This is a genomic window from Luteimonas campi, from assembly GCF_051162505.1.
Lineage (GTDB): Bacteria > Pseudomonadota > Gammaproteobacteria > Xanthomonadales > Xanthomonadaceae > Luteimonas.
In genome coordinates, this window is the sequence record NZ_JBNWEM010000002.1 from 765544 (window position 1) to 785597 (window position 20054).

At 73.0% G+C, this 20054-nt stretch carries 13 protein-coding genes; 3 read left to right on the forward strand and 10 right to left on the reverse strand.

Annotated elements, in window-relative coordinates; translation table 11 throughout:
• Positions 1-54: 54 nt before the first annotated feature.
• The 3 genes from ACQYVW_RS08360 to ACQYVW_RS08370 are packed head-to-tail and all read right to left on the reverse strand — an operon-like array spanning position 55 to position 4170.
• Complete coding sequence (locus tag ACQYVW_RS08360; RefSeq protein ID WP_434946660.1) at positions 55-921, reverse strand: universal stress protein; 867 nt, start codon at positions 919-921, stop codon at positions 55-57.
• The gene (locus ACQYVW_RS08365) at positions 918-3689 is read right to left on the reverse strand and encodes an HAD-IC family P-type ATPase (RefSeq protein WP_434946661.1); all 2772 of its coding nucleotides are present in this window, start codon (positions 3687-3689) and stop codon (positions 918-920) included. Before ACQYVW_RS08365 ends, ACQYVW_RS08360 begins: the two co-directional genes overlap by 4 nt.
• Positions 3682-4170 (reverse strand): phasin family protein, encoded by a 489-nt coding sequence (locus ACQYVW_RS08370; RefSeq protein WP_434946662.1) that lies wholly within the window; start codon positions 4168-4170, stop codon positions 3682-3684. The genes ACQYVW_RS08365 and ACQYVW_RS08370 overlap by 8 nt, the downstream gene beginning before the upstream one ends.
• Positions 4171-4406: 236 nt before the next feature.
• On the opposite strand from ACQYVW_RS08370, the gene ACQYVW_RS08375 reads away from it, so the two are divergent.
• Positions 4407-6089, forward strand: coding sequence for a M28 family metallopeptidase (locus ACQYVW_RS08375; protein ID WP_434946663.1), 1683 nt, complete (start codon positions 4407-4409; stop codon positions 6087-6089).
• A gap of 161 nt (positions 6090-6250) precedes the next feature.
• Here the strand turns inward: ACQYVW_RS08375 and ACQYVW_RS08380 are convergent, their stop codons facing one another.
• The 6 genes from ACQYVW_RS08380 to ACQYVW_RS08405 all read right to left on the reverse strand — a co-directional run bounded on the left by ACQYVW_RS08380 (position 6251) and on the right by ACQYVW_RS08405 (position 15229).
• On the reverse strand, positions 6251-7864 hold the full coding sequence (locus tag ACQYVW_RS08380; protein WP_434946664.1) for an alpha/beta hydrolase fold domain-containing protein: 1614 nt from the start codon (positions 7862-7864) through the stop codon (positions 6251-6253).
• Complete coding sequence (locus ACQYVW_RS08385) at positions 7861-9327, reverse strand: amidase family protein (RefSeq protein ID WP_434946665.1); 1467 nt, start codon at positions 9325-9327, stop codon at positions 7861-7863. The genes ACQYVW_RS08380 and ACQYVW_RS08385 overlap by 4 nt, the downstream gene beginning before the upstream one ends.
• A gap of 91 nt (positions 9328-9418) precedes the next feature.
• Entirely contained in the window at positions 9419-10933 is a 1515-nt protein-coding gene (locus ACQYVW_RS08390; protein ID WP_434946666.1) for an APC family permease, read from the reverse strand.
• A gap of 8 nt (positions 10934-10941) precedes the next feature.
• Entirely contained in the window at positions 10942-12915 is a 1974-nt protein-coding gene (locus ACQYVW_RS08395) for a prolyl oligopeptidase family serine peptidase (RefSeq protein ID WP_434946667.1), read from the reverse strand.
• Between the two features lie 326 nt (positions 12916-13241).
• Positions 13242-13979 (reverse strand): IclR family transcriptional regulator, encoded by a 738-nt coding sequence (locus tag ACQYVW_RS08400; RefSeq protein ID WP_434946668.1) that lies wholly within the window; start codon positions 13977-13979, stop codon positions 13242-13244.
• 29 nt (positions 13980-14008) lie between these two features.
• Complete coding sequence (locus ACQYVW_RS08405) at positions 14009-15229, reverse strand: CaiB/BaiF CoA transferase family protein (protein ID WP_434946669.1); 1221 nt, start codon at positions 15227-15229, stop codon at positions 14009-14011.
• 188 nt (positions 15230-15417) lie between these two features.
• Here ACQYVW_RS08405 and ACQYVW_RS08410 point away from each other — a divergent pair, with 188 nt between their 5' ends.
• Both ACQYVW_RS08410 and ACQYVW_RS08415 read left to right on the forward strand, forming a co-directional pair.
• Positions 15418-16905, forward strand: coding sequence for an aldehyde dehydrogenase (locus ACQYVW_RS08410; protein ID WP_434946670.1), 1488 nt, complete (start codon positions 15418-15420; stop codon positions 16903-16905).
• 117 nt (positions 16906-17022) lie between these two features.
• A complete protein-coding gene (locus tag ACQYVW_RS08415) occupies positions 17023-17796 on the forward strand; it encodes an SDR family NAD(P)-dependent oxidoreductase (RefSeq protein ID WP_434946671.1) in 774 nt (257 codons plus the stop codon).
• A 440-nt stretch (positions 17797-18236) separates the two neighbouring features.
• Here ACQYVW_RS08415 and ACQYVW_RS08420 read toward each other — a convergent pair whose 3' ends face one another.
• Positions 18237-20009 carry an amidohydrolase gene (locus ACQYVW_RS08420; protein WP_434946672.1) on the reverse strand — a complete coding sequence of 591 codons (1773 nt, stop codon included), beginning with the start codon at positions 20007-20009 and terminating at the stop codon, positions 18237-18239.
• Between the last annotated feature and the right edge of the window lie 45 nt (positions 20010-20054).

Genomic DNA, 20054 nt, shown 5'->3' on the forward strand with positions numbered 1-20054 from the left:
GGGGATGCGCCGCGCGATGCGCCTGCCCTGACGAGTCGCGCTGGAGCCCCGCCCTCACCCGTGCACCACCAGCATGTCCGCCTGCACCGAGGTCAACATCCGGCGCGCGACGCTGCCCACCAGCAGCTCGTGGATCGCGCCGCGGCCGTGGGTGCCCAGCACCACCAGGTCGGCGCCGACGCTGTCGACGTACTGTTGTACCAGGCGCGCCGGCTCGCCGTGCTCGACCAGCAGTTCCACGCCATCGTCCAGGCCGGCCTCGCGCAGGAAGGCGCGGCCTTCCTCGCGCAGCGTGGCGCGCGCATCGGCCAGCGCCTGGTCGCGGCTGGTGTCGAGCAGGCCCAGCATCGGCACGCTGTAGCCGTGCAGCACGGTCAGCGTGGCCTCGGGGAACAGCGTGCGCGCCTGCTGCAGGGCGGCCAGGCAGGCGGGCGAAAAGTCGCTGGCCAGCAGCAGCCGGCGGTAGGGGCGGTGTACGCGCCGGTTGACCATCAGCAGGCGCGTGCCGGGACGGCGCAGCAGGCGATCGATGGTCGAGCCGAGCACCACCGGCGCCATCGCGCCGCCGCGCACCGGGCCGGTGACGACGAGCGGCGCCTCCAGCACGTCGAGCAGGCCCGCCACCTGTTCGCCAGCGGCGCCCTCGCCCACGCTGATTTCCCAGGGATGCGAGCCGCCTTCGAACTCGCGCTCGAGCCGGCGCCGCGCGAGCTGCACGTCGCTGGGCTCGGTGTACCAGCCCGGCAGGTCGTGGCGCGGCACGTTGCGCTCCGTGCGCTCGACCCACTCCACCGCCGTGGCGGCCACGGCGCGGATGCGCCAGGCGCGGGCCAGGGCGATGGCGCGGTCGGTGGCGCGGTCGCAGCGCGGCGCCAGGTCGGTGGCGAGCAGCAGGCTGCGCGCTTGTGCGGTCTCGGTCATGCGGTCGCTCCCCCTGGCGTCGCGGTCGATCCTGCCACGGACCGCAGCTCGCTGAACACGCCCAGGCGACGCAGCAGCCATTTCTCGATCTCCAGCACCAGCAGCAGGACCACGCCGGTGGCGACGATCGCCAGGCCCTCCAGCAGCGGCACCGGGCGACTGCCGAACAGCCCATGCATCCACGGCAAGTAGGTGAAGGCCAGCTGCGCGACCACCACCGCCGCGATCGCCCACAGCACCGCCGGCGTGCCGCGCAGGCCGCGCAGCGAGAACGAACTGCCGTGCAGGTAGCGCACCGCGAACAGGTAGAAGATCTCCAGCACGCAGAAGGTGTTGACCACCATGGTGCGCGCGGTCTCGATGTCGTGCCCGCGCGACTGCGCGAGTGCGAACACGCCGAATGCGGCCAGGCTGAAGAGCACCGACACCAGCACGATCCGCCACAGCATGAAAGGCGAGACCAGCGCCGCATCGCGCCGCCGTGGCGGGCGCGCCATCACCCCGGGTTCGGGCGGCTCGAACGCCAGCGACAGGCCGAGGGTGACGGTGAGCACCATGTTGATCCACAGGATCTGCGCGGGCGTCATCGGCAGCACCCAGCCCAGCAGCAGCGCCAGCACCACCGCCAGCGCCTCGCCGCCATTGGTCGGCAGGGTCCAGGCGACGACCTTGCGGATGTTGTCGTGGATCGCGCGGCCCTCGTGCACCGCCGCGGCGATCGAGGCGAAGTTGTCGTCGGCCAGCACCATCTGGCTGGCTTCCTTGGCCGCTTCGGTGCCCTTGTGGCCCATGGCGATGCCGATGTCGGCCTGCTTGAGCGAGGGCGCGTCGTTGACCCCGTCTCCGGTCATGGCCACGGTGTGCCCGCGCGACTGCAGCGCGCGCACGATGCGCAGCTTGTGTTCGGGCGTGGTGCGGGCGAACACGCTGGCCTGCAGCGCCAGTGCGGGCAGGTCGGCATCGGAGACGCGTTCGAGCTCCTGCCCGGTGACCACGCGCACCTCGTCGGCCAGCCGCAGCTGGGCGGCAATGGCGGCAGCGGTGGCGGCGTGGTCGCCGGTGATCATCTTGACCGCGATGCCGGCGCCGCGGCAGTCGGCCACGGCGCGGATCGCTTCCTCGCGCGGTGGATCGATGAAGCCGACGATGCCGGCGAACACCAGCCCGCCCACGTCCTCGAGTGCGAAGCCCGCGGGCACCTGCGGCAGGCGGCGGAAGGCGAAGCCGAGCACGCGCTGTCCTTCCGCGCCCGCCGCGTCGATGGCCGCGCGCCAGCTGGCGGTGTCTAGGGTCGCGTCGGTGCCATCGGCCCCGGCCTGCGCCGCGCTCAGCGCCAGCACCTGTTCCGGCGCGCCCTTGACGCAGACCAGGGCACCCGGCCCGTCGGCGTCGGCGTGCAGGGTGGCCATGAAGCGGTGGGCGGCATCGAACGGCACCTCGTCCAGGCGCGGATGCGCGCTGCGCACGGCAGCGGCCTCGAGGCCCGCGCGCGCGGCCAGCGCCAGCAGCGCACCCTCCATCGGGTCGCCGTCGACGCTCCAGCCGCCGCCGCCCGCGCGCAGCTGCGCGTCGTTGCACAGCAGGCCGATGCGCGCCACGCGCTGCGCCGCGGCCAGCGCGATGTCGCCGCCTTCGCCTGCCTGCAGCCGCCCCTCCGGCGCATAGCCGGTGCCCTCGGCCAGCGCGCGGCCGGCGGCGGTGACCACGCTGCGCGCCGTCATCTCGTTGCGGGTGAGCGTGCCGGTCTTGTCCGAACAGATCACGGTGGTCGCACCCAGCGTCTCCACCGCCGGCAGCCGCCGCACGATGGCGTTGCGCGCGGCCATGCGCCGCACGCCCATGGCCAGGGTGATGGTGATCACCGCGGGCAGGCTTTCGGGAATCACGCCGACGGCCAGCGCCACCACCACCATCAGCGCGTCGAGCCAGGCGTAATCGCGTACCGCAACGGCGAACAGCAGCAGCGCCATCGCCGCGACCAGGGCGACCAGGGTGAAGCCGCGGCCGAAGCGCGCGATCTGCTGCAGCAGCGGCGTGGTCAGCGTTTCGACCTGGCCCAGCAGGGTGCCGATGCGCCCGATCCGCGTCCGCGCACCGGTCGCCACCACCAGCGCGGTCGCCTGTCCGGCCGCGACCAGGGTGCCCGAGTACAGCATCGAGCTGCGGCTGCCGAGGTCGGCCGCGACCGCCACCGGATCGACCTGCTTGTCGGCCGGCACCGATTCGCCCGTCAGCACCGATTCGTCCACGCGCAGGCCGCGTGCGCGCAGCAGGCGCGCATCGGCAGGCACGCGGTCGCCGGCCTCGAGCAGCAGCACGTCGCCCGGCACCAGCGCGCTCACGTCCACCGTCGCGCGCTGCCCGCCGCGCAGCACGCGCGCCGAGGGCGCGAGCATCGCGCGCAGCGCCGACAGCGCCTGCTCGGCCCGGCCCTCCTGCACGAATCCGACCATGGCATTGACCAGCACCACGGCGGCGATCACGCCGGCATCGACGCCGTGGCCCAGCAGCGCCGACAGTACGGCCGCCGCCAGCAGGAACAGGATCAGCGGATCGTTGAACTGGCGCAGCAGGCGCCAGCCGGGCACTCGCCGCGGCGGCGGCAGTGCATTGGGGCCATGCGCGTGCAGGCGGCGCGCCGCCTCCCCTGGCGACAGGCCCTCGCTGCCGGCGTCCAGCCGCGCCAGCGCCTCAACGCTGTCGAGGGCGTGCCAGTCGTCCGTGCGCGCGGCCGCCTCGCCCGCCGCCTGCGCGCCGGCTTCAGCCACCGCGCGTGCGCGCCCCGCTGCCGCCGGTGCCGCCCGGCATCATCGCGGCGATGCCCTGCTCCAGGTTGGACAGCATCGTGTCCCAGGATCCGGCGATGCCCGGTACGGCGCCGGCATCGATGCCGGCCACGGCCCAGGCCTTGGCCAGGTCCCGCTGCCATTCCTGCAGCGCCTCGGTCAGGCCGCGTGCGAAGCCTTCCTGCGCCTGCAGCGCCGCCTGCGCCGACGCCTGGCCATCGCCCACGCGCTGCTCGGCCTGGCGCCAGAAGGCGTCCATCGGCAGCGCCGCCAGCGCCTGCCAGTTCCCGGCCTGCAGCAGCCGGGTCGCCTCGGTCTGGAACTCGGCCGCGCTCTCGCCGGCCGCGCGCGTGCCCAGCTCCAGCCAGTGCTGGCCGCTTTCCTGCATCAGGCGCCCCAGGCGCATCTGCAGGTCCAGGTTGGCCTTCCACAGCGCCATCGGGAGATCGGAAGTCTTGTCCATGTCGTCACCTCGCAGGTCGATGTCGGAAAGGAACGTCGCGCGCGCCGCTGCGCCGATGCGTGGCCCGCTGCCGGCACCACGACGATGCTGGGCGCACCGGGGGCGTCGCGCATTGATCGCAGTCAGTCCCGGGCATGGCGCCCCTGCATCATAGGCAGGGCGCGTTGCAGCGGCGTGGTCGCGGTTGTCGCCATCGGGAACGGGGTGCTAGCGTCCGCGCACCCCCGGGAGCCACCATGACCATCCGACCCCTTGCGGCGCTGCTGCTGTCCGCCTGCCTGGCCACGGCCGCCTGCCAGCGCGCGCCCGCGCCGTCGCCGCCCGCCGATCCGGCGCCCTCGCCGCCGGCCACGCCCGCGCCACCCAACGACACGCCGGCCGGCCATCGCATCCAGGCCGACGTGGAGGCCCTGTCCGACGATGCGATGGAAGGGCGCGAAACCGGCACGCCGGGCTTCGACCGCGCCGCAGCATACGTGGCCGGACGCTATGCCGACATCGGACTGCAGCCGGCCGGCGACGGCGGCGACTGGTACCAGCGCGTGCCGCTGCTGCAGGCCAGCGTGGTGGAGGACGGCGCGCTGTTCGAGATCCGCCGCGGCGGCAAGGTCGCCGCGCTGGCGATCCGCGAGCAGTTCCTGCCCGGCGTGAACTTCAACGCGCCAGAATCGGATGTCGAGGCACCGGCGGTGTTCGTCGGCCAGGCGGTGCACGCCCCGGAACTGGGCCACGACGATTTCGCCGGGCTCGCGCTCGAGGGCCGCATCGCCGTGGTCTTCGGCGGTGCGCCCGGCAGTTTCGACAACACCCAGCGCGCCTTCCATTCCTCGCAGCGGGAGAAGCTGCGCAACCTGGTCGAACGCGGCGCGGTAGGCGTGGTGTTCGTCAACACCGCCGACGACGAGGCGCGTTCTCCGTGGACGCGCAGCGTGCAGGCGATCGCCAAGCCCTCCATGCGGCTGCGCGGTGCCGACGGCATGGCCATCGACACCTGGCCGCAGCTGCGCGCGAGCGCGGTGGTCAGCGCCGCGGCGGCCGATGCGCTGTTCGCCGGCGGCGAGCAGACCTCGGCGATGCTGTTCGATGCCGCGCGCGCTGGCACGCTCAAGGGCTTCGACCTGCCGGGCACGATCCGCATCGCCAGCCGCAGCCGGATCGAACCGCTGGAGTCGCGCAACGTGGTGGGCCGCATCGCGGGTGCGGACCCGGCGCTGGCCGCCGAGCACATCGTCTACACCGCCCACCTCGACCATGTCGGCACCGGGGTGGAGGTGGAGGGCGACGGCGTGTACAACGGCGCGCTCGACAACGCCCTGGGCGTGGCGATCATGCTCGAGGCCGCGCGCGAGCTGGCCGAGGCCGGCGCGCCCGGGCGCTCGCTGCTGTTCGTGGCGCTGACCGCCGAGGAGAAGGGCCTGCTGGGCGCGGAGTGGTTCGCCAACCAGCCATCGGTGGACGGCACGCTGGTGGCCAACATCAACATGGACATGCCGGTGATGACCGCGCCGACCACCGACGTGGTGCCGATCGGCGTGGCCCATTCATCGCTCGACGCCACGCTGCGGGCCGCGGCGGCCGAGGTCGGCGTGGCGCTGTCGCCCGATCCGTTCCCGGAAGAGACGATCTTCGTTCGCAGCGACCAGTACGCCTTCGTGCGCGCCGGCATCCCCGCGGTGTACCTGATGGGCGGCGTGGTGGGCGCCAACGAGGGCCAGGACCCGAAGTTGGCCTTCACCTGGTTCCTGCGCCACTGCTACCACCAGCCCTGCGACGAGTCCTCGCTGCCGATCCATTACGCCGACGCGGCGCGCATGGCGCGGCTGAACGCGCGCATCGGCCAGCTGGTGGGCGACGCCACGGAGCGCCCGCGCTGGAATCCAGGCGATTTCTTCGGCGAGCGCTTCGGCGGGAAAGAATGAAGCGAGGACCGCCCCGCGCCGGCTGGGAATGCGGTGCTGGCCCGCGGCGTACCGCCGGCCCTCTTCCCGATCCGCAGACGGGATCTGCCCCCCGGCCGCGATGAGCCGGAATCAGGACCCGGCGGCGAGTGGCACTCGCGCGGCGCCCGCGCCAGCCGCTCTCAGACCCCGGCGCTGTCCGCCGTCCCGCCCAGCCGTGCCACAAGCCACCGCGCCCCGTCGTCCACCGCCTCGCGGGCGATCGACGAGACGGCAACGGCCTCGATGAAACTGTGCGGCGCGCCGGGATAGACCTTCGCGCGCACGTCGACCCCGGCCGCCAGCAGATGGCCGGCCATCTGCAGGTTCTGCTCGGTGACCACGTCGCATTCGCCGCTCTGGATGAAGGCCGGCGGCAGTCCGCGCAGGTCGGCCAGCAGGGGCGAGAGGTAGGGATCGCGCTTGTCGCGCTCGTGGCCGATGTAGAGGTTCCAGAACGCGCGCACTTCCTGGCCGGTGAGCATGTCGTCGGGGCCACCGTAACGCTGCAGCGCGGCCGGCGAACAGTCCGGCGTGAATCCGCCATACAGGCAGAGCACGGCCTTGACCACGTCGGGTTCGCCGGCATCGCGCAAGCGCAGTGCGGCACCGAAGGACAGGCTGCCGCCGGCCGAATCGCCGCCCAGCGCCAGCCGCTCGCCATCCAGGCCCTGCGTGGCGCCATGTCTGCGCAGCCAGCGCGCCAGCGCCACCACCTGGTCGAGCGCGCGCGGGTACGGCGCCTCCGGGGCGAGCGCATAGTCGAGCCCGACCACGGCCAGGCCGCTGCGCGCGGCGTATTCGCGCATCACCCGGTCGTGGGTGTCGAGGCTGAACATCGCCCAGCCGCCGCCGTGCAGATAGACCAGGGTGGGCTTGGCCTGGCCGGGCGCAGGATCGTACACGCGCAGGCGCAGACGCCCGGCATCGCTGTCGACGTGCAGTTCGCGCACGTCGGCGATGTCGGGCCCGCCCTGCCGCCAGGGCGCGCGCGTCTGCTCGGCCAGTTCGCGACGCTGCGGCCAGTCGAGCACGCGGTCGCCGGCCAGCCGTGCCCACTCGGCGCGCACGCCGTCGATGAACTGCATGATCTGCGGATCCGGTGTCGCAGGCGCCGGCAGCGGTGCGGCCTGCGCGTCGCCCGCACGGCCTTCGCCGAAGCGGCGCATCCAGCCGGCCAGGTCGGCATCGCCGCGGATGTCGAGCGCGCGCAGGATGTCGTGGAAGACGTCGTCGCGCTCGTCCTGGCCGAGCTTGAAGGTCGCGCGCGCCTCGCGCACGTGGGCGTGGAAGCCGACCACGCCGGTAACCAGCTGCTCGTAGCGCGCGCCGACCTCGTCGATGCGCCAGGGCGTGGGATTGCCGGTCTCGACCTGCGCCACCAGGCGTTCGAGCAGGGCATCGGCATCGGCGCGGGTGTCGCGCAGCTCCACCTCCACCTCGAACACCGCGCTGGCGTAGTTCCAGGTTGGCGCGCGGCTGCGGTCGCGGAACCAGGACGGCGAGATCGCGCCCTGCGGGCCGATCACCAGCACGGTGGCGCGCGGGTCCGCGCGCAGCGCCTCGACCTGCGGGTTGCGGCGGGCGAAGTGGCCGACCAGGCGCACGGGCCGGCCGGCCTCGTCGCAGTCGACCTGCACCGGCAGCGGCGTGGCGCCCAGCGCGCCGGCGTGGCCGGTCACGATCCAGGCCAGGGGATGCGCGTCGACGAGGTCGGCGATGTCGCGGGGATGCCGGGGCGAGAACAGCGTGCTCATGCGGAATCGCGTTGCGGGAAGGCGAGATCGGAGGCTGCGGGATCGCTGGTGGCGACCGAATGCGGCGGCCAGCGGTCGCGCCAGGGCTGCGCCCGCTCGAGCTCGAAGGCCAGGGCCAGCAGGATGTCCTCCTGGCCGCGGTCGGCGGCGAACATGCTGCCCAGCGGCACGCCCTGGCTGTCCTGGAACAGCGGCAGCGAGATCGCGGGCGTGCCGGCGAGATTCTGCAGCGGGGTGTAGCCGATCCACTCGAACATCTCGCGCATCAACGCTTCGGCGGGCACGGTCGGCGCGTAGCTGCCGAGCGGCGGCAGCGGTCCACCGACCACCGGCGAGAGCAGCACGTCGTAATCGCCGTGGAACGCGGCCATCCGCGCGGGCAGCTGCGCGAAGTGGGCGTAGGCGCGCTCGAGCGCGGCCGTAGGCAGGCGCATCGCGCGCGCGCCCAGCGCCAGCGTCCACGGCTCCAGCGCGTCCTCGATGCGGCGGCCAGTCGCCAGCGGCGGCAGCGCATCCACGCAGTCCGCGCCCAGGTGCGTCCACAGGTCCTGGAAGGCGGCCAGCATCGCACCGCCGTCGATAGGCCAGCCGGTGGCCTCGACCGTATGCCCGAGCGCCGCGCACAGATCGGCGGTGCGGGTGGTCGCGGCCGCGACATCGGAATGCGGCGCGCTGCCGGACAGGCTGGTCGCGATCACGCCGATCCGCAGGCGCCGTTGCGATGGCCCGGTCACGACGGCACGCGCCGGATCGGCGTGCGCGATGGCGAAGCCCCAGGCCACGTCGCGCACGCTGCGCGCCATCAGGCTGTCTCCGACCAGCAGGTCCTCGATCGCGTGCCGGGCGCGCACGCGCACGGTGCTGTCGCGGCCCGGCTTGAGCCCGACCACCCCGCAACAGGCGGCGGGAATGCGGATCGAGCCACCGCCGTCGCTGCCCTGCGCCAGCGGCACCAGGCCCGCGGCCACGGCCGCGCCGGCGCCACCGCTGGAGCCGCCGGGCGAATGCGCCAGCGACCATGGGTTGCGCGTGACCGGTCCGAGCAGCGGTTCGGTCGAGCCCAGCAGGCCGAACTCGGGCATGGTCGACTTGCCGACCGCCACCAGCCCCTGGGCGCGCAGACGCGCCACGTAGTCGTAGCCGCGCGCGACGGGCACGCTGTCGCGGCTGCGCGAGCCGCTGCGGCTCGGCATCCCCGGATAGTCCAGCGAATCCTTGGCCAGCCACGGCACGCCGGCCAGCGGCGCATCGGCCAGGCCGGCGTCCAGCTGCGCGCGTGCCAGTGCGTCGGCACGGTGGCAGACCGCGCCCAGCGCAGGGTCGAGCGCCTCGATGCGCAGCAGCGCGGCCTCGACCAGTTCGCGCGCCGACACGTCACCGGCATCGCGCAATGCCGCCTGGTCGTGTGCATCGAGCCGGCCCAGGGCGAAGGCGTCGCTCAGGCGGATGTGGCCATTGTGCATCGCGGTGTCGATCCTCTCGGTGGGTGAACGGGGTTCAGTACAGCGGGCCCTGCGCACGGCCGCGGCGCCGCAGCTGTGGGCCTCGACGCCGTCATGGCGCCTGTCCCACCGCTCGTGCGCCATCGCGGGGCGATGACGCGCCAGCTAGCGTCGCGGCCTCCCGCCGCAGCGCACGCGGGCGGCCGTAGCCGCGGTACAGCAGCCAGCCGGCGCTCGCGTAGCCGCCCAGCAGCGCCGCCGGTAGCCAATCGCCGCGACGCGCCTGTCCCAGGATGTCGAGCGCGACCGGCAACACCATGGCCACGCTCGCGACGATGGCGGCCACCGGCACCACGCCGTACCAGACCCCGCCGATGACCGGGCCGCCGAGCGGAACACGGAAGCCCGCGGCCGGCGCCGCCTGCACGCTGCGCAGCCGGATCAGGCTGATGGCGACCGCGACGAACATGAAGGCGACGCCGAAGGAGATGATGTCGGCCATCACCGCGATCGGCAGCATCGCGGCATTGAACGCGGCGACCGCAGCCAGCAGCAGGTTGGCCTTCCACAGGCTGCCGCGGCGCGCGTGCACGTGGGACAGCAGGTCCGGCAGCAGGCCATCGCGCGCCATCGCGTGGCACACGCGCGAATGCCCGAAACCGTTCGCCAGCAGCACCGAGGCCAGTCCGGCCAGCGCGCCGAGCTTGATCAGCACCGCGAAACCCGGCCAGCCGATGCGATCCACCGCCAGCGCGATCGGATCGGGCACGCCCAGTTCGCGGAACGACACCAGGCCGGTGAGCACGATCGCCGCGGCCACGTACAGCGTGGTGCACACGAGCAGCGAACCGAGGATGCCGCGCGGCACGTCGCGCTGCGGATCGCGCGCCTCGGCCGCGGCGGTGGAGACCGTCTCGAAGCCGAGGAAGGCGAAGAACAGCAGCGAAGCGGCACGCACCACGCCTTCCCAGCCGTAGGTGAAGCCACCCTCGTTCGCAGGCACGAACGGCGTCCAGTTGGCCGCATCCACGGCGGTGGCGCCAACCGCGATGAAGGCCAGCAGCACCGCGACCTTGACCACCACCAGCACCGCATTGGCCAGCGACGAATGCGCGATACCCAGCGCCAGCACCGCGCCCGCGGCCAGCACGGCGAGTGCGGCGACCAGGTTCACCCCCTCGCCGCGCACCAGGGCGAGCTGGCCGCCCTCGACCGTGGCCTGCAGCAGCGGCGTGCTGATGGCCGCCGGCAGCTGCACGCCGAGGTCGCCGAGCAGGCTGCCGAGATAGCCGGCGAAACCCACCGCGAGCAGCGAGGCGCCGATGCTGAATTCGAGGAACAGCAGCCAGCCCAGGGCCCAGGCCGGGCCCAGGCCCAGCGTCTGCCGGCAGTAGGAATAGGACGAGCCGGACACCGGCATGGCGGCGGCCAGCTCCGCATAGCACAGGCCCACCAGCACGCAGGCCGCGCCGGCCAGCGCGAACGAGACCGACACCGCGGGCCCGGCGAACAGCGCCGCGGCCGCGCCGGTCATCACGTACACGCCGGCGCCGAGGATGTTGGCGATCCCCAGCACCAGCAGCGCGCGCCAGTCCAGCACCCGCCGCAGTCCGTCCGCTGTCTGCATGAGCGGGCTCAGCCTGCCGCCGCGACGCGCTGCGGCACCTCGCCCCAGAGTCGCTCGGCCGCCCAGATCGCGAAGGCGAGATACGCCGCCTGCTGCTCCGGGGCCGGATACGCACCCCAGGGGCTGAGGTGGCCGCCGCTGCGGGCGATATGGCACAGGATCGGCTTGGCCGCCGTGGTCAGCGCGCGCGCCTTCGCCACGTACTTCACCGGCTCCCAGAACGAGACCGCGGCATCGTCGACCACGGCGGTGGTGAAGATCGCCGGATAGGGCTGCGCGCGGAGATGGTCGTAGGGCGACCAGCTCTGGACGTAGGCGTGTTCGGCGGCGATGCGCGGATCGCCCCAGATCGGGATGCCCGCGCCCTGCAGGGGATGGTCCTCGAAGGCCTCCAGCGAGGTCAGCACGTCCATGAAGGCGACCGGCGCGATCATGCCGGCCCACAGCTCCGGGCGCTGATTGGCGGCCACGCCCATCAGCGTGCCGCCGGCCGACAGGCCGAAGCCGACCAGGTGTCCGGCGCGCGTGTAGCCGTCGGCGATCAGCGCATCGGCGCAGGCGAGGTAGTCGTCGAAGGTGAGCGATTTGCCGGTGCGCAACGTCGGATGCCACCAGCCGGCGCCGCGTTCGCCGCCGCCGCGGATATGCGTGATCGCATGCACCCAGCCGCGCTCGACCAGGGCCAGGGCCGGTGGGTCGAAGCCCGCCTCGATCGGTAGGCCGTAGGCGCCATAGGCCAGCAGCAGCAGCGGCGCGCTGCCGTCGAGCGGCTGGCCGCGACGCATGACGAGGGTGACCGGAATCTGCGTGCCGTCGGCGGCGTGTACCGCGATGCGTCGCACCTCGAAGCGCGCGGGGTCGAGCGTGGCGCTGGCCGCTGCCTGCGCCTCCGCGGCGGGGGCATGCCGGCCGCTGGCAAGATCCAGCAGGCGCCGCTGTGGCGGCCGGCACGGCGTTTCATGGTCGAAGGCCAGGACGGCGGCGTGGCCGTCCTGGCCGGGCGGCACGGTGAGCGCATAGGCGGGCTCGTCGAAGGCCACGTCGATCTCGCTGCCGTCGCGACGCATCAGCACCAGGCGCGGCAGCGCATCGCGCCGCTCCAGCCGCACCAGGGTGTCGGCGAAAGGATGCAGGCCGAGGATCACGCGTCCGGGCTGGTGCGGCACCAGCACGCGCCAGTGCGCGCGACCGGGCTGGGCGAACGTGGCCTGCGCCAGCATGAAGTCGTGGGCGCCATCGGCATTGCTGCGCACCACCAGACCGTCGTCCCATTCGTCGACGTCGTACTCCAGTTCGGGCGTGCGCGGTTCCACCAGCCGGGGCGGGGCCTCCGGCCTCGCCACGTCGAGCAGGCGCACCTCGCTGCTGCGCTCGCCCTGGCTGCGGATCACCACGTAGCGGCCGAAAGCGCTGCGGCGCAGCTCCAGCGCGAACGCGGGATCGGTCTCGACGTGGAGCGTGGCGTCGCTGCCGTGCACGAGGTCACGACGCAGCACCGCGGCCGGCGCATCGGCGGTCGCGGCGCGCAGCCAGACCACGTGCCTGCCGTCGGGCAGGCCCACCTGCTGCGTCGCCGGCACCCCCTCGAGGGCGCTGCTGCCCGTGTCGCCCGCGTCCGCCGGCCGCAGCGCGTTCAGCGCTTCGATGCGCGCCCGCAGCTCGTCCTGCAGCGGGCGCGAAGGCGCCAGCATCGCCTCGGTGTAGGCGTTCTCGGCATCGAGTTGCGCGCGGATCGGCGCATCCAGCGTCGCCGGATCGCGCAGCACCGCCGGCCAGTCGCGCGGCCGCAGCCACGCGTAATCGTCGGGACGCGCGTGCCCGAAGCGGCCTACCGTGCCGGGAATGCGCGGTGTCGTCGGCGGGGCCGGCCAGCCGCCGGGCGCCGCATCCTGCGTCGTGCGCGCCGCCGCGATCGCGCGCGGCAGCAGCGCGGTGGCGCAGGCGGCGAGGGAACCGGCCAGGAAGTCGCGGCGGCGGCTCATTGCGCGACCTCCGCAGTGCGGAAGAGGGACTGGTTCGAGGCTGCCTGCACGGATCGATGCTCCCGGTGTTGCGGCGCGAGGCCGCCCCTGATCGATGGATCGGTGCGTTTGTAGCGCGAAGCCGTGCCCGCATGCGCCGCCAGGGGACGCACTTACCCGTCGCGGCAGGGCACTTACCCGGCCACCATCGGCAGCCCCTGCGGTCGGACGTGGCTGCGGGCGACGCAAGCGATGCGCACGCAGCGCCGGCACGCAAGACGCGTGCGCCGCCTCGAGGCTTGCGCTCACGAAAGCGCGCGCACCCGGTCGACGACGCGGGGCGCCGCTCAGTCGCGTGCGGTCGAGAACTCCGCGATCGCCGCGCGCATGGCCTCGGCGATCTGCGCACGGCGCGACAGGCAACGCGAGACCGGGCCGGCCACGACCACGGCGAGGCGCCGCTGCGGGTGGGGGATGGGCAGCGAGACGCCGGCGAGGTCGGGCAGGTATTCGCTGTCGCTCTGGTGGTAGCCGCGCGCGTCCGCCTCCGCCAGCGCCTGCTCGACCGCCTCGACCGAGGGCGGCGTGGTGGCCGAGTACTGTTCGAACGCGAGCTTGCGGTACAGCGCGCGGCGTTCGGCCGGGCTGGACTGCGCCAGCAGCGCACGCCCCAGCGAGCTGGCGTGGATCGGAATGCGGTCGCCGACGCGGGCGAAGAAGCGCACCGCCTGGCTCGACTCGACCACCTCGAGCAGGCTGGCCGAGGTTCCGGCCGCGGTGCCGATGGCGGTGGTCTCGCCAGTGGCGCGCGCGATCGCCAGCGCCAGCGCGTGCAGGCCCTCGGGCAGCGGCTCGGCGTCGGCCACGTCCTGCGCCAGCACCAGCCAGCGTCGGGTCGGGTACCAGCCGCGCCGCGCCAGCGGCTCGTACAGGAATCCCGCATCGGCCAGGGTGCCGACCAGGTTGAAGGTGCTCGAGCGTGGCCAGCCCAGCCCGTCGGAGATTTCCGCGAGCGTCGCCGGACCGCGGCGGCGGGCGAACCAGTCGAGCAGTTCGAGGACGTTGGCGGCCTGACGGACGTGCATGCGCGCGGGATCGTGGCGGGACCGGGACTCTAGCCGGTTTCGGTGGAGGCCGGCGGCAGCTGCAGCACGCCGGCATCGACGAGGGCGTCGATCGCGGCGGCATCCAGCCCGGCCTCGCGCAGCACGGCGACCCCATGCTCGCCCTGGCGCGGCGCCGGGCGCAGCGGCCCGGGCGTGCATGCCGACCAACGCCACGGTGGAGCGATCTGGCGCAAATGCCCTTCGCTCGGATGCGCGAGCTCGCCGAAGAAGCCGACCGCGGCAAGGTGCGGATCGGCCAGCAGGCCAGCGACGTCGTGCATCGGCATCACCGGCACGTCGATGCGTTCGAGCAGGGCCAGCCATTCGGCGGTGTCTCGTTCGAGGAAACGCGCCGCCAGCCAGGCGTAGACCGCGTCGATATGCGTGCTGCGGCTGGCGAAGCCGGCGAACCGCAGGTCGCGCTGCGGCAGGTCCGCCTCGCCCAGCTCGGCCAGCAGCGCGCTCCACTGGCGGTCGGTGTAGACCATGGCGCAGACGTGGCCGTCGCGGGTGCGATAGGGGCGGCGTTCGCGCGAGAGCAGGCGTGCATAGCCTTCGCCGGGCAGCGGCGGCTCGAAGGTCGCGCCGGACAGATGGTCGGCCAGCACCATCGCGGCCATGGTTTCGAACATCGGCACCTCGACCTCCTGACCCACGCCGCTGCGTTCGCGATGGAACAGCGCAGCGCAGATCGCGCCCACCGCGGCGGTGCCGACCACGCGGTCGGCCAGGGCGGTGGGCACGTAGCGCGGCGTGCCGTCGCCCGCCTTCGCGATCCAGTACGGCAACCCGGCGGCACCCTGGATCAGGTCGTCATAGGCGGGGCGACCCGAGTAGGGGCCTCCGCTGCCGAAGCCGCACAGCGTCGCGTACACCAGACGCGGATGCGTGGGCGCGAGACGGGCGTAGTCCAGGCCGAGGCGCGCCATCGCCTGCGGTCGCAGGTTGTGGACCAGCACGTCAGCGTCGCGCAGCACCGCCAGCAGGGCCTCACGGCCACGCGCGTCCTTCAGGTCCAGGCACAGGCTGCGCTTGCCGCGGTTGGCGTTGAGGAACAGCGCGCCCATGCCCGGATGCCGGGTCGGGCCGATCTGGCGGATCACGTCGCCTTCGGGCGCCTCGACCTTGACCACTTCGGCGCCCATGTCGGCCAGCGCCTGGGTCGCATGCGGGCCCATGAGCACGGTCGACAGGTCGACCACGCGCACGCCGGCCAGGGGACCGGTCACCGGCCGGCCTCCCGATCGCCGACGCGATTGCTGCACCGCCACAGGAACGGGGACGTGCTGGTCATGTCGGGTCCTCACCAATCAGTAAGTTAGGGGGCGAAGGGGCGCCGCCGATGCCGCTGCAGGCCACGATTGCTTGACCAATAGTCACATACATGTATTTTAAATTCACCATTTGGAATATTGCCATGCCCGAAAGCAGCAGCCTGCAGCGTTACGAACATCTCTACATCGGCGGCGCCTGGGTGCCGCCGCGCGACGGCGCGATGGTCGAGAGCCTCGATCCCAGCACCGGACGCCCCTGGGCCGCCGTGGCCTTCGGCGGTCCCGGCGACATCGACCACGCCGTCGCCGCCGCCCGCGACGCCCTCGCCGGACCCTGGGGTCGCATGGCAGGGCACGAACGCGCGGCCCTGCTGCACCGGCTGGCCGGGCTGTACCGCCAGCATGCGCCGCAGCTGGCGCCGCTGGAGACGCGCGACAACGGTCGCGCCCTGCGCGAGACCCGCATGGATACCGGCGCGCATCCGCGCTGGTTCGAGTACTACGCCGCCCTGGCCGAGACCCTCGGCGGACGCACGATCCCCTTCGACGACAGCGTGCACGCCTTCACCACCCGCCTGCCGGTGGGCGTGGTCGGTGCCATCACGCCGTGGAACGTGCCGCTCATGTCGGCGGTGTGGAAGCTGGCGCCGGCGCTGGCGGCAGGCTGCACCGTCGTACTCAAGCCTGCCGAGCAGACGCCGGTCACCACGCTGGAGCTGGCCAAGCTGATCGAGGCCGCCGGCTTCCCGCCGGGCGTGGTCAACGTGGTGCCGGGCGGGCCGGAGGTCGGCGCGGCCCTGGTCGCGCATCCGGGCGTGGACAAGATCAGCTTCACCGGCGAGGGCGCCACCGCCAAGGCGATCCTGCGCAACGGCGCCGATTCGCTCAAGCGCTTCGGCTTCGAGCTGGGCGGCAAGGCGCCGCACATCATCTTCGCCGACGCCGACCTGGAGCAGGCGCTCAATGCCGCCACCGGCTCGGCATTCGCGCTGTGCGGGCAGAGCTGCGCGCTGGGCTCGCGGGTGCTGGTCGAACGGGCGGTGTACCAGCAGGTGGTGGACGAGTTCGCGCGCCGCGCCGGTCGCGTGCGTGTGGGCCTGCCGCTGGATCCGGACGTGCACATGGGCCCGCAGGCGCACGAGGCGCAGCTGCACAAGACGCTGTCCTACATCGGCATCGGCCGCGACGAGGGCGCCGAACTGGTGGCCGGCGGCGTGCGCCTGGACGACGAGGCGCTGGCCGCGGGCTACTTCGTCGCGCCGACCGTGTTCGCCAATGTCGACAACACGATGCGGATCGCGCGCGAGGAGATCTTCGGCCCGGTCGCGTCGCTGATCCCCTTCGATGGCGAGGACGAGGCCGTCGCCATGGCCAACGACAGCGAGTACGGCCTGGCCGCCGGCCTGTGGACGCGCGACAGCAGCCGCGCCCATCGCGTGTCCGCGCGCATCCAGGCCGGCATCGTCTGGGTCAACACCTATCGCTTCCTGCGCTGGTCCACGCCCTATGGCGGCATCAAGCAGAGCGGCTGGGGTCGCGAGAACGGGCTGGAGGGCCTGGATCCCTACCTCGAGACGCGCACCACGGTGGTCAGCACCACCGGGCGCTTCGCCGATCCATTCGCGCAGTAGTACCGCATCGCCACGTCGCGGCGCCGCAGGCCTGCAAGCAGGCATCGCCTGCGCGCAGCGGCAGCGAAAACCGCCATCACCGGACGCGAGCGCGTCCCCCCAGAACCGGAGACCTCCATGCGCCTGCAAGGCAAACTCGCCGTGATCACCGCCGCCGCCTCGGGCATGGGCCGCGCCGCGGTCCTGACCTTCGTGCGCGAGGGCGCACGCGTGGCCGCGATCGACATCGATGCCGATGCGCTGGCCCGGCTGGCGCAGGAGGCGCGCGACACGCACGGCGCCGACATCGCCACCGTCCAGGCCGACCTGTCGAAAGCCGAGGACGCGCGCGCCAGCATCCATCGCGCGGCGGACGCGTTCGGCGGCATCGACGTGCTGTGGGCGCATGCCGGCATTCCGGGCCCGGCGTCGGTCGAGAACATGGACCTGGCCCAGTACGAGCTGTCGATGAACCTCAACGTGACCTCGGCCGTGCTCGCCGCGGGCGAGGCCGCGCCCTATATGCGACGGCGCGGCGGCGGCTCGCTGATGTTCACCTCGTCGGTGTCGGGTCTGGTCGGATCGATGATGAGTCCGATCTATTCGGCGGCGAAGTTCGCCGTGGTCGGCCTGGCCAAGTCGCTGGCGCAGCGCTTCGCCCCCGACGGCATCCGCGTCAACGTGATCTGCCCGGGGCTGAGCGAGACGCCGATGAAGAAGGGCTTCATCGGCCGCAGCGGCGACCCGGAGGAAATGGCCGCCAACGAGAAGAAGCTGCTGGCCGCGATTCCGATGGGCCGCTTCGGCCAGGCGCAGGAGATGGCCGATGCGGCGCTGTGGCTGGCCTCGGACGAGTCGAGTTATGTCACCGGCGTGGCGCTGCCGGTGGACGGGGGCTACACCTGCCGCTGAGGCGGCTCGTCCGCCCCCATCCTTTGAGACCCTCGCCGCGCCACCCCTCCGGAGCGTCCGTGGGAGCGACCTTGGTCGCGAAGAGCTTCGCGCGCGAGCGCGCTCCCACCGCTGTCCCGTCTGTCCACGGCCAACCCCTCCGGTCGTCCGACGCGTGTGGGCAGGACCGTTGCGAATTCCTGTGGGAGCGACCTTGGTCGCGAACGCCCTGGCGCGCGAGCGCCCTCCCACTGCTGTCCTGTCTGGTCGCCCGGTGCGTGGGCAGGACCGCTGCAGACTTCCGTGGAGCGACCTCGGTCGCGAAGCGCTTCGCGCGCAAGCGCGCTCCCACGGTCCCGCGAGTCCAGGGCGGCGATGCCTACGGACTGCCCGACGCGATCTCCCATCGCCGGTGCGCGGGACGCTGCGGCTGCTGATGGGCCCTCAACAGAGTGCGACGGTCAGGGCGACGACAGGCCCAGATCGCCGAAGACGGGGCGCCCCTCGAACAGGGTCAGCAGCACGCGGGTCTTGCCGATCTCGTGTGCCGGGATCTCGAAGATGTTGCGGTCCAGGACAACGAGATCGGCCAGCTTGCCGGGCGCGATCGAGCCCAGACGGTCGTCCATGCGGTTCACCCAGGCCACGTCGATCGTATAGGCGCGCAGCGCCTGCTCCAGAGTCACGGCCTCGCCGGCCAGCAGCGGGCCCGACGCGGGATCCTCGGCGTTGGTGCGGGTCACCGCCACCTGCAGGCCCTCCAGCGGATTGGCCGAGGCCACTGGCCAGTCGGCGCCGTAGGCGAGGCGTCCGCCGGCCTTGAGGATGGAACCGGCCGGATACAGCGACTGCGAGCGCAGCGGCCCGATCGCCTGCCGGGTCAGGTCCATATAGGGATAGTGGCTGGCCCACAGCGGCTGGAACTGCGCGGCCACGCCCAGTTGACCGAAGCGCGGCTGGTCGGCCGGATCGACCACGTTGAGATGCGAGACCATGTGCCGGCCACCGCGCGCGCCGTTGGCCGCGCGTGCCGCCGCGATGGCATCCAGCGCCTGGCGCACGCCGCCATCGCCGATCGCATGCGCATGCACCTGGAAGCCCTCGGCATCCAGGCGCTGCACCGCCTCTTGCAGCGCACCGGCATCGATATGCGGCTTGCCGCGGGCGTCGCCGGCATGCGCGTAGGGTTCCAGCATGTAGGCGGTCTGCTGCGGGATCACGCCGTCGACGTAGAACTTGACCGACCGCGCCACCAGGCCCATCGCCTCGGCGCGCTCGGAAGCGCGCACCAGGTCGGGCAGCTGCTCCAGCCCGTGGTCGTTCTTCCAGGTCATGGCCACCGCGACATGGGCGCTCAGGCGGCCGTCGCCGCGCACCGCGGCATAGGCGTCGAGCGTCTCGCTGGCGCCGCCGGCATCGAAGGGAATGCCGGCATCGTGCCAGCTGGTGATGCCGAGGCTGTTGAAATGCTTGGCGGTATGGACGATGGCGGCCTCGCGCTCGGCCGCGGTGGGCGGGGGCACCAGCCGCTCGGCCAGGGCCATCGCCGTTTCCTGCAGGCCGCCGACCGGTTCGCCGGTGGCGGGGTCGCGATCGATGTGGCCATTGGGCGGATCGGGCGTGTCCCGGGTGATGCCGGCCGCCTCCAGGGCCCTGGAGTTGAGCCAAAGGCTGTGGCCGCCCACCGATTCGAAGATCAGCGGACGCTCGGCGCTGACCGCATCGAGCACTTCCTTGCGCGGTACCCCGTTGGGCGGGAACAGCGCGTCTTCCCAGCCCACGCCATAGACCACGCCATCGCCGGGGCTGGCCGCGACGCAGGCGGCGATGATCCGCTGGTAGTCCTGCAACGTGCGCCCGTCGTGCAGCGGACAGCGCGAATGACTGATGCCGCCGAACTGCGGGTGCGCGTGCGCATCGCCGAATGCCGGCAGCAGCAGGCGCCCGCCCAGGTCCACCACCCGCGTATCCTCGTCGCGCAGCGAGGCCAGCTGCGCATCGTCGCCAACCGCCAGGATGTGGCCGTCGCGGATCGCCACCGCCTGCGCCCAGGGTTGCCCGGTCTCGACCGTGTAGACGCGCGCATTGGTCAGCAGCAGGTCCGCGCGATCCGGGGCGGGCTCGGCGGCCGGCTGGGTACTGCACGCCGCCGCTGACAGCAGCGCCGCCAGCGACAGCAGCGCGCGCGCAAGCGACCGGCGCCTGGGCGCCTGGCGGGGGAAGGGATGGGACACGTCTTGCTCCTTGGTGCTGCGGCGCTCCCCGGGGAGAGCGCCGTA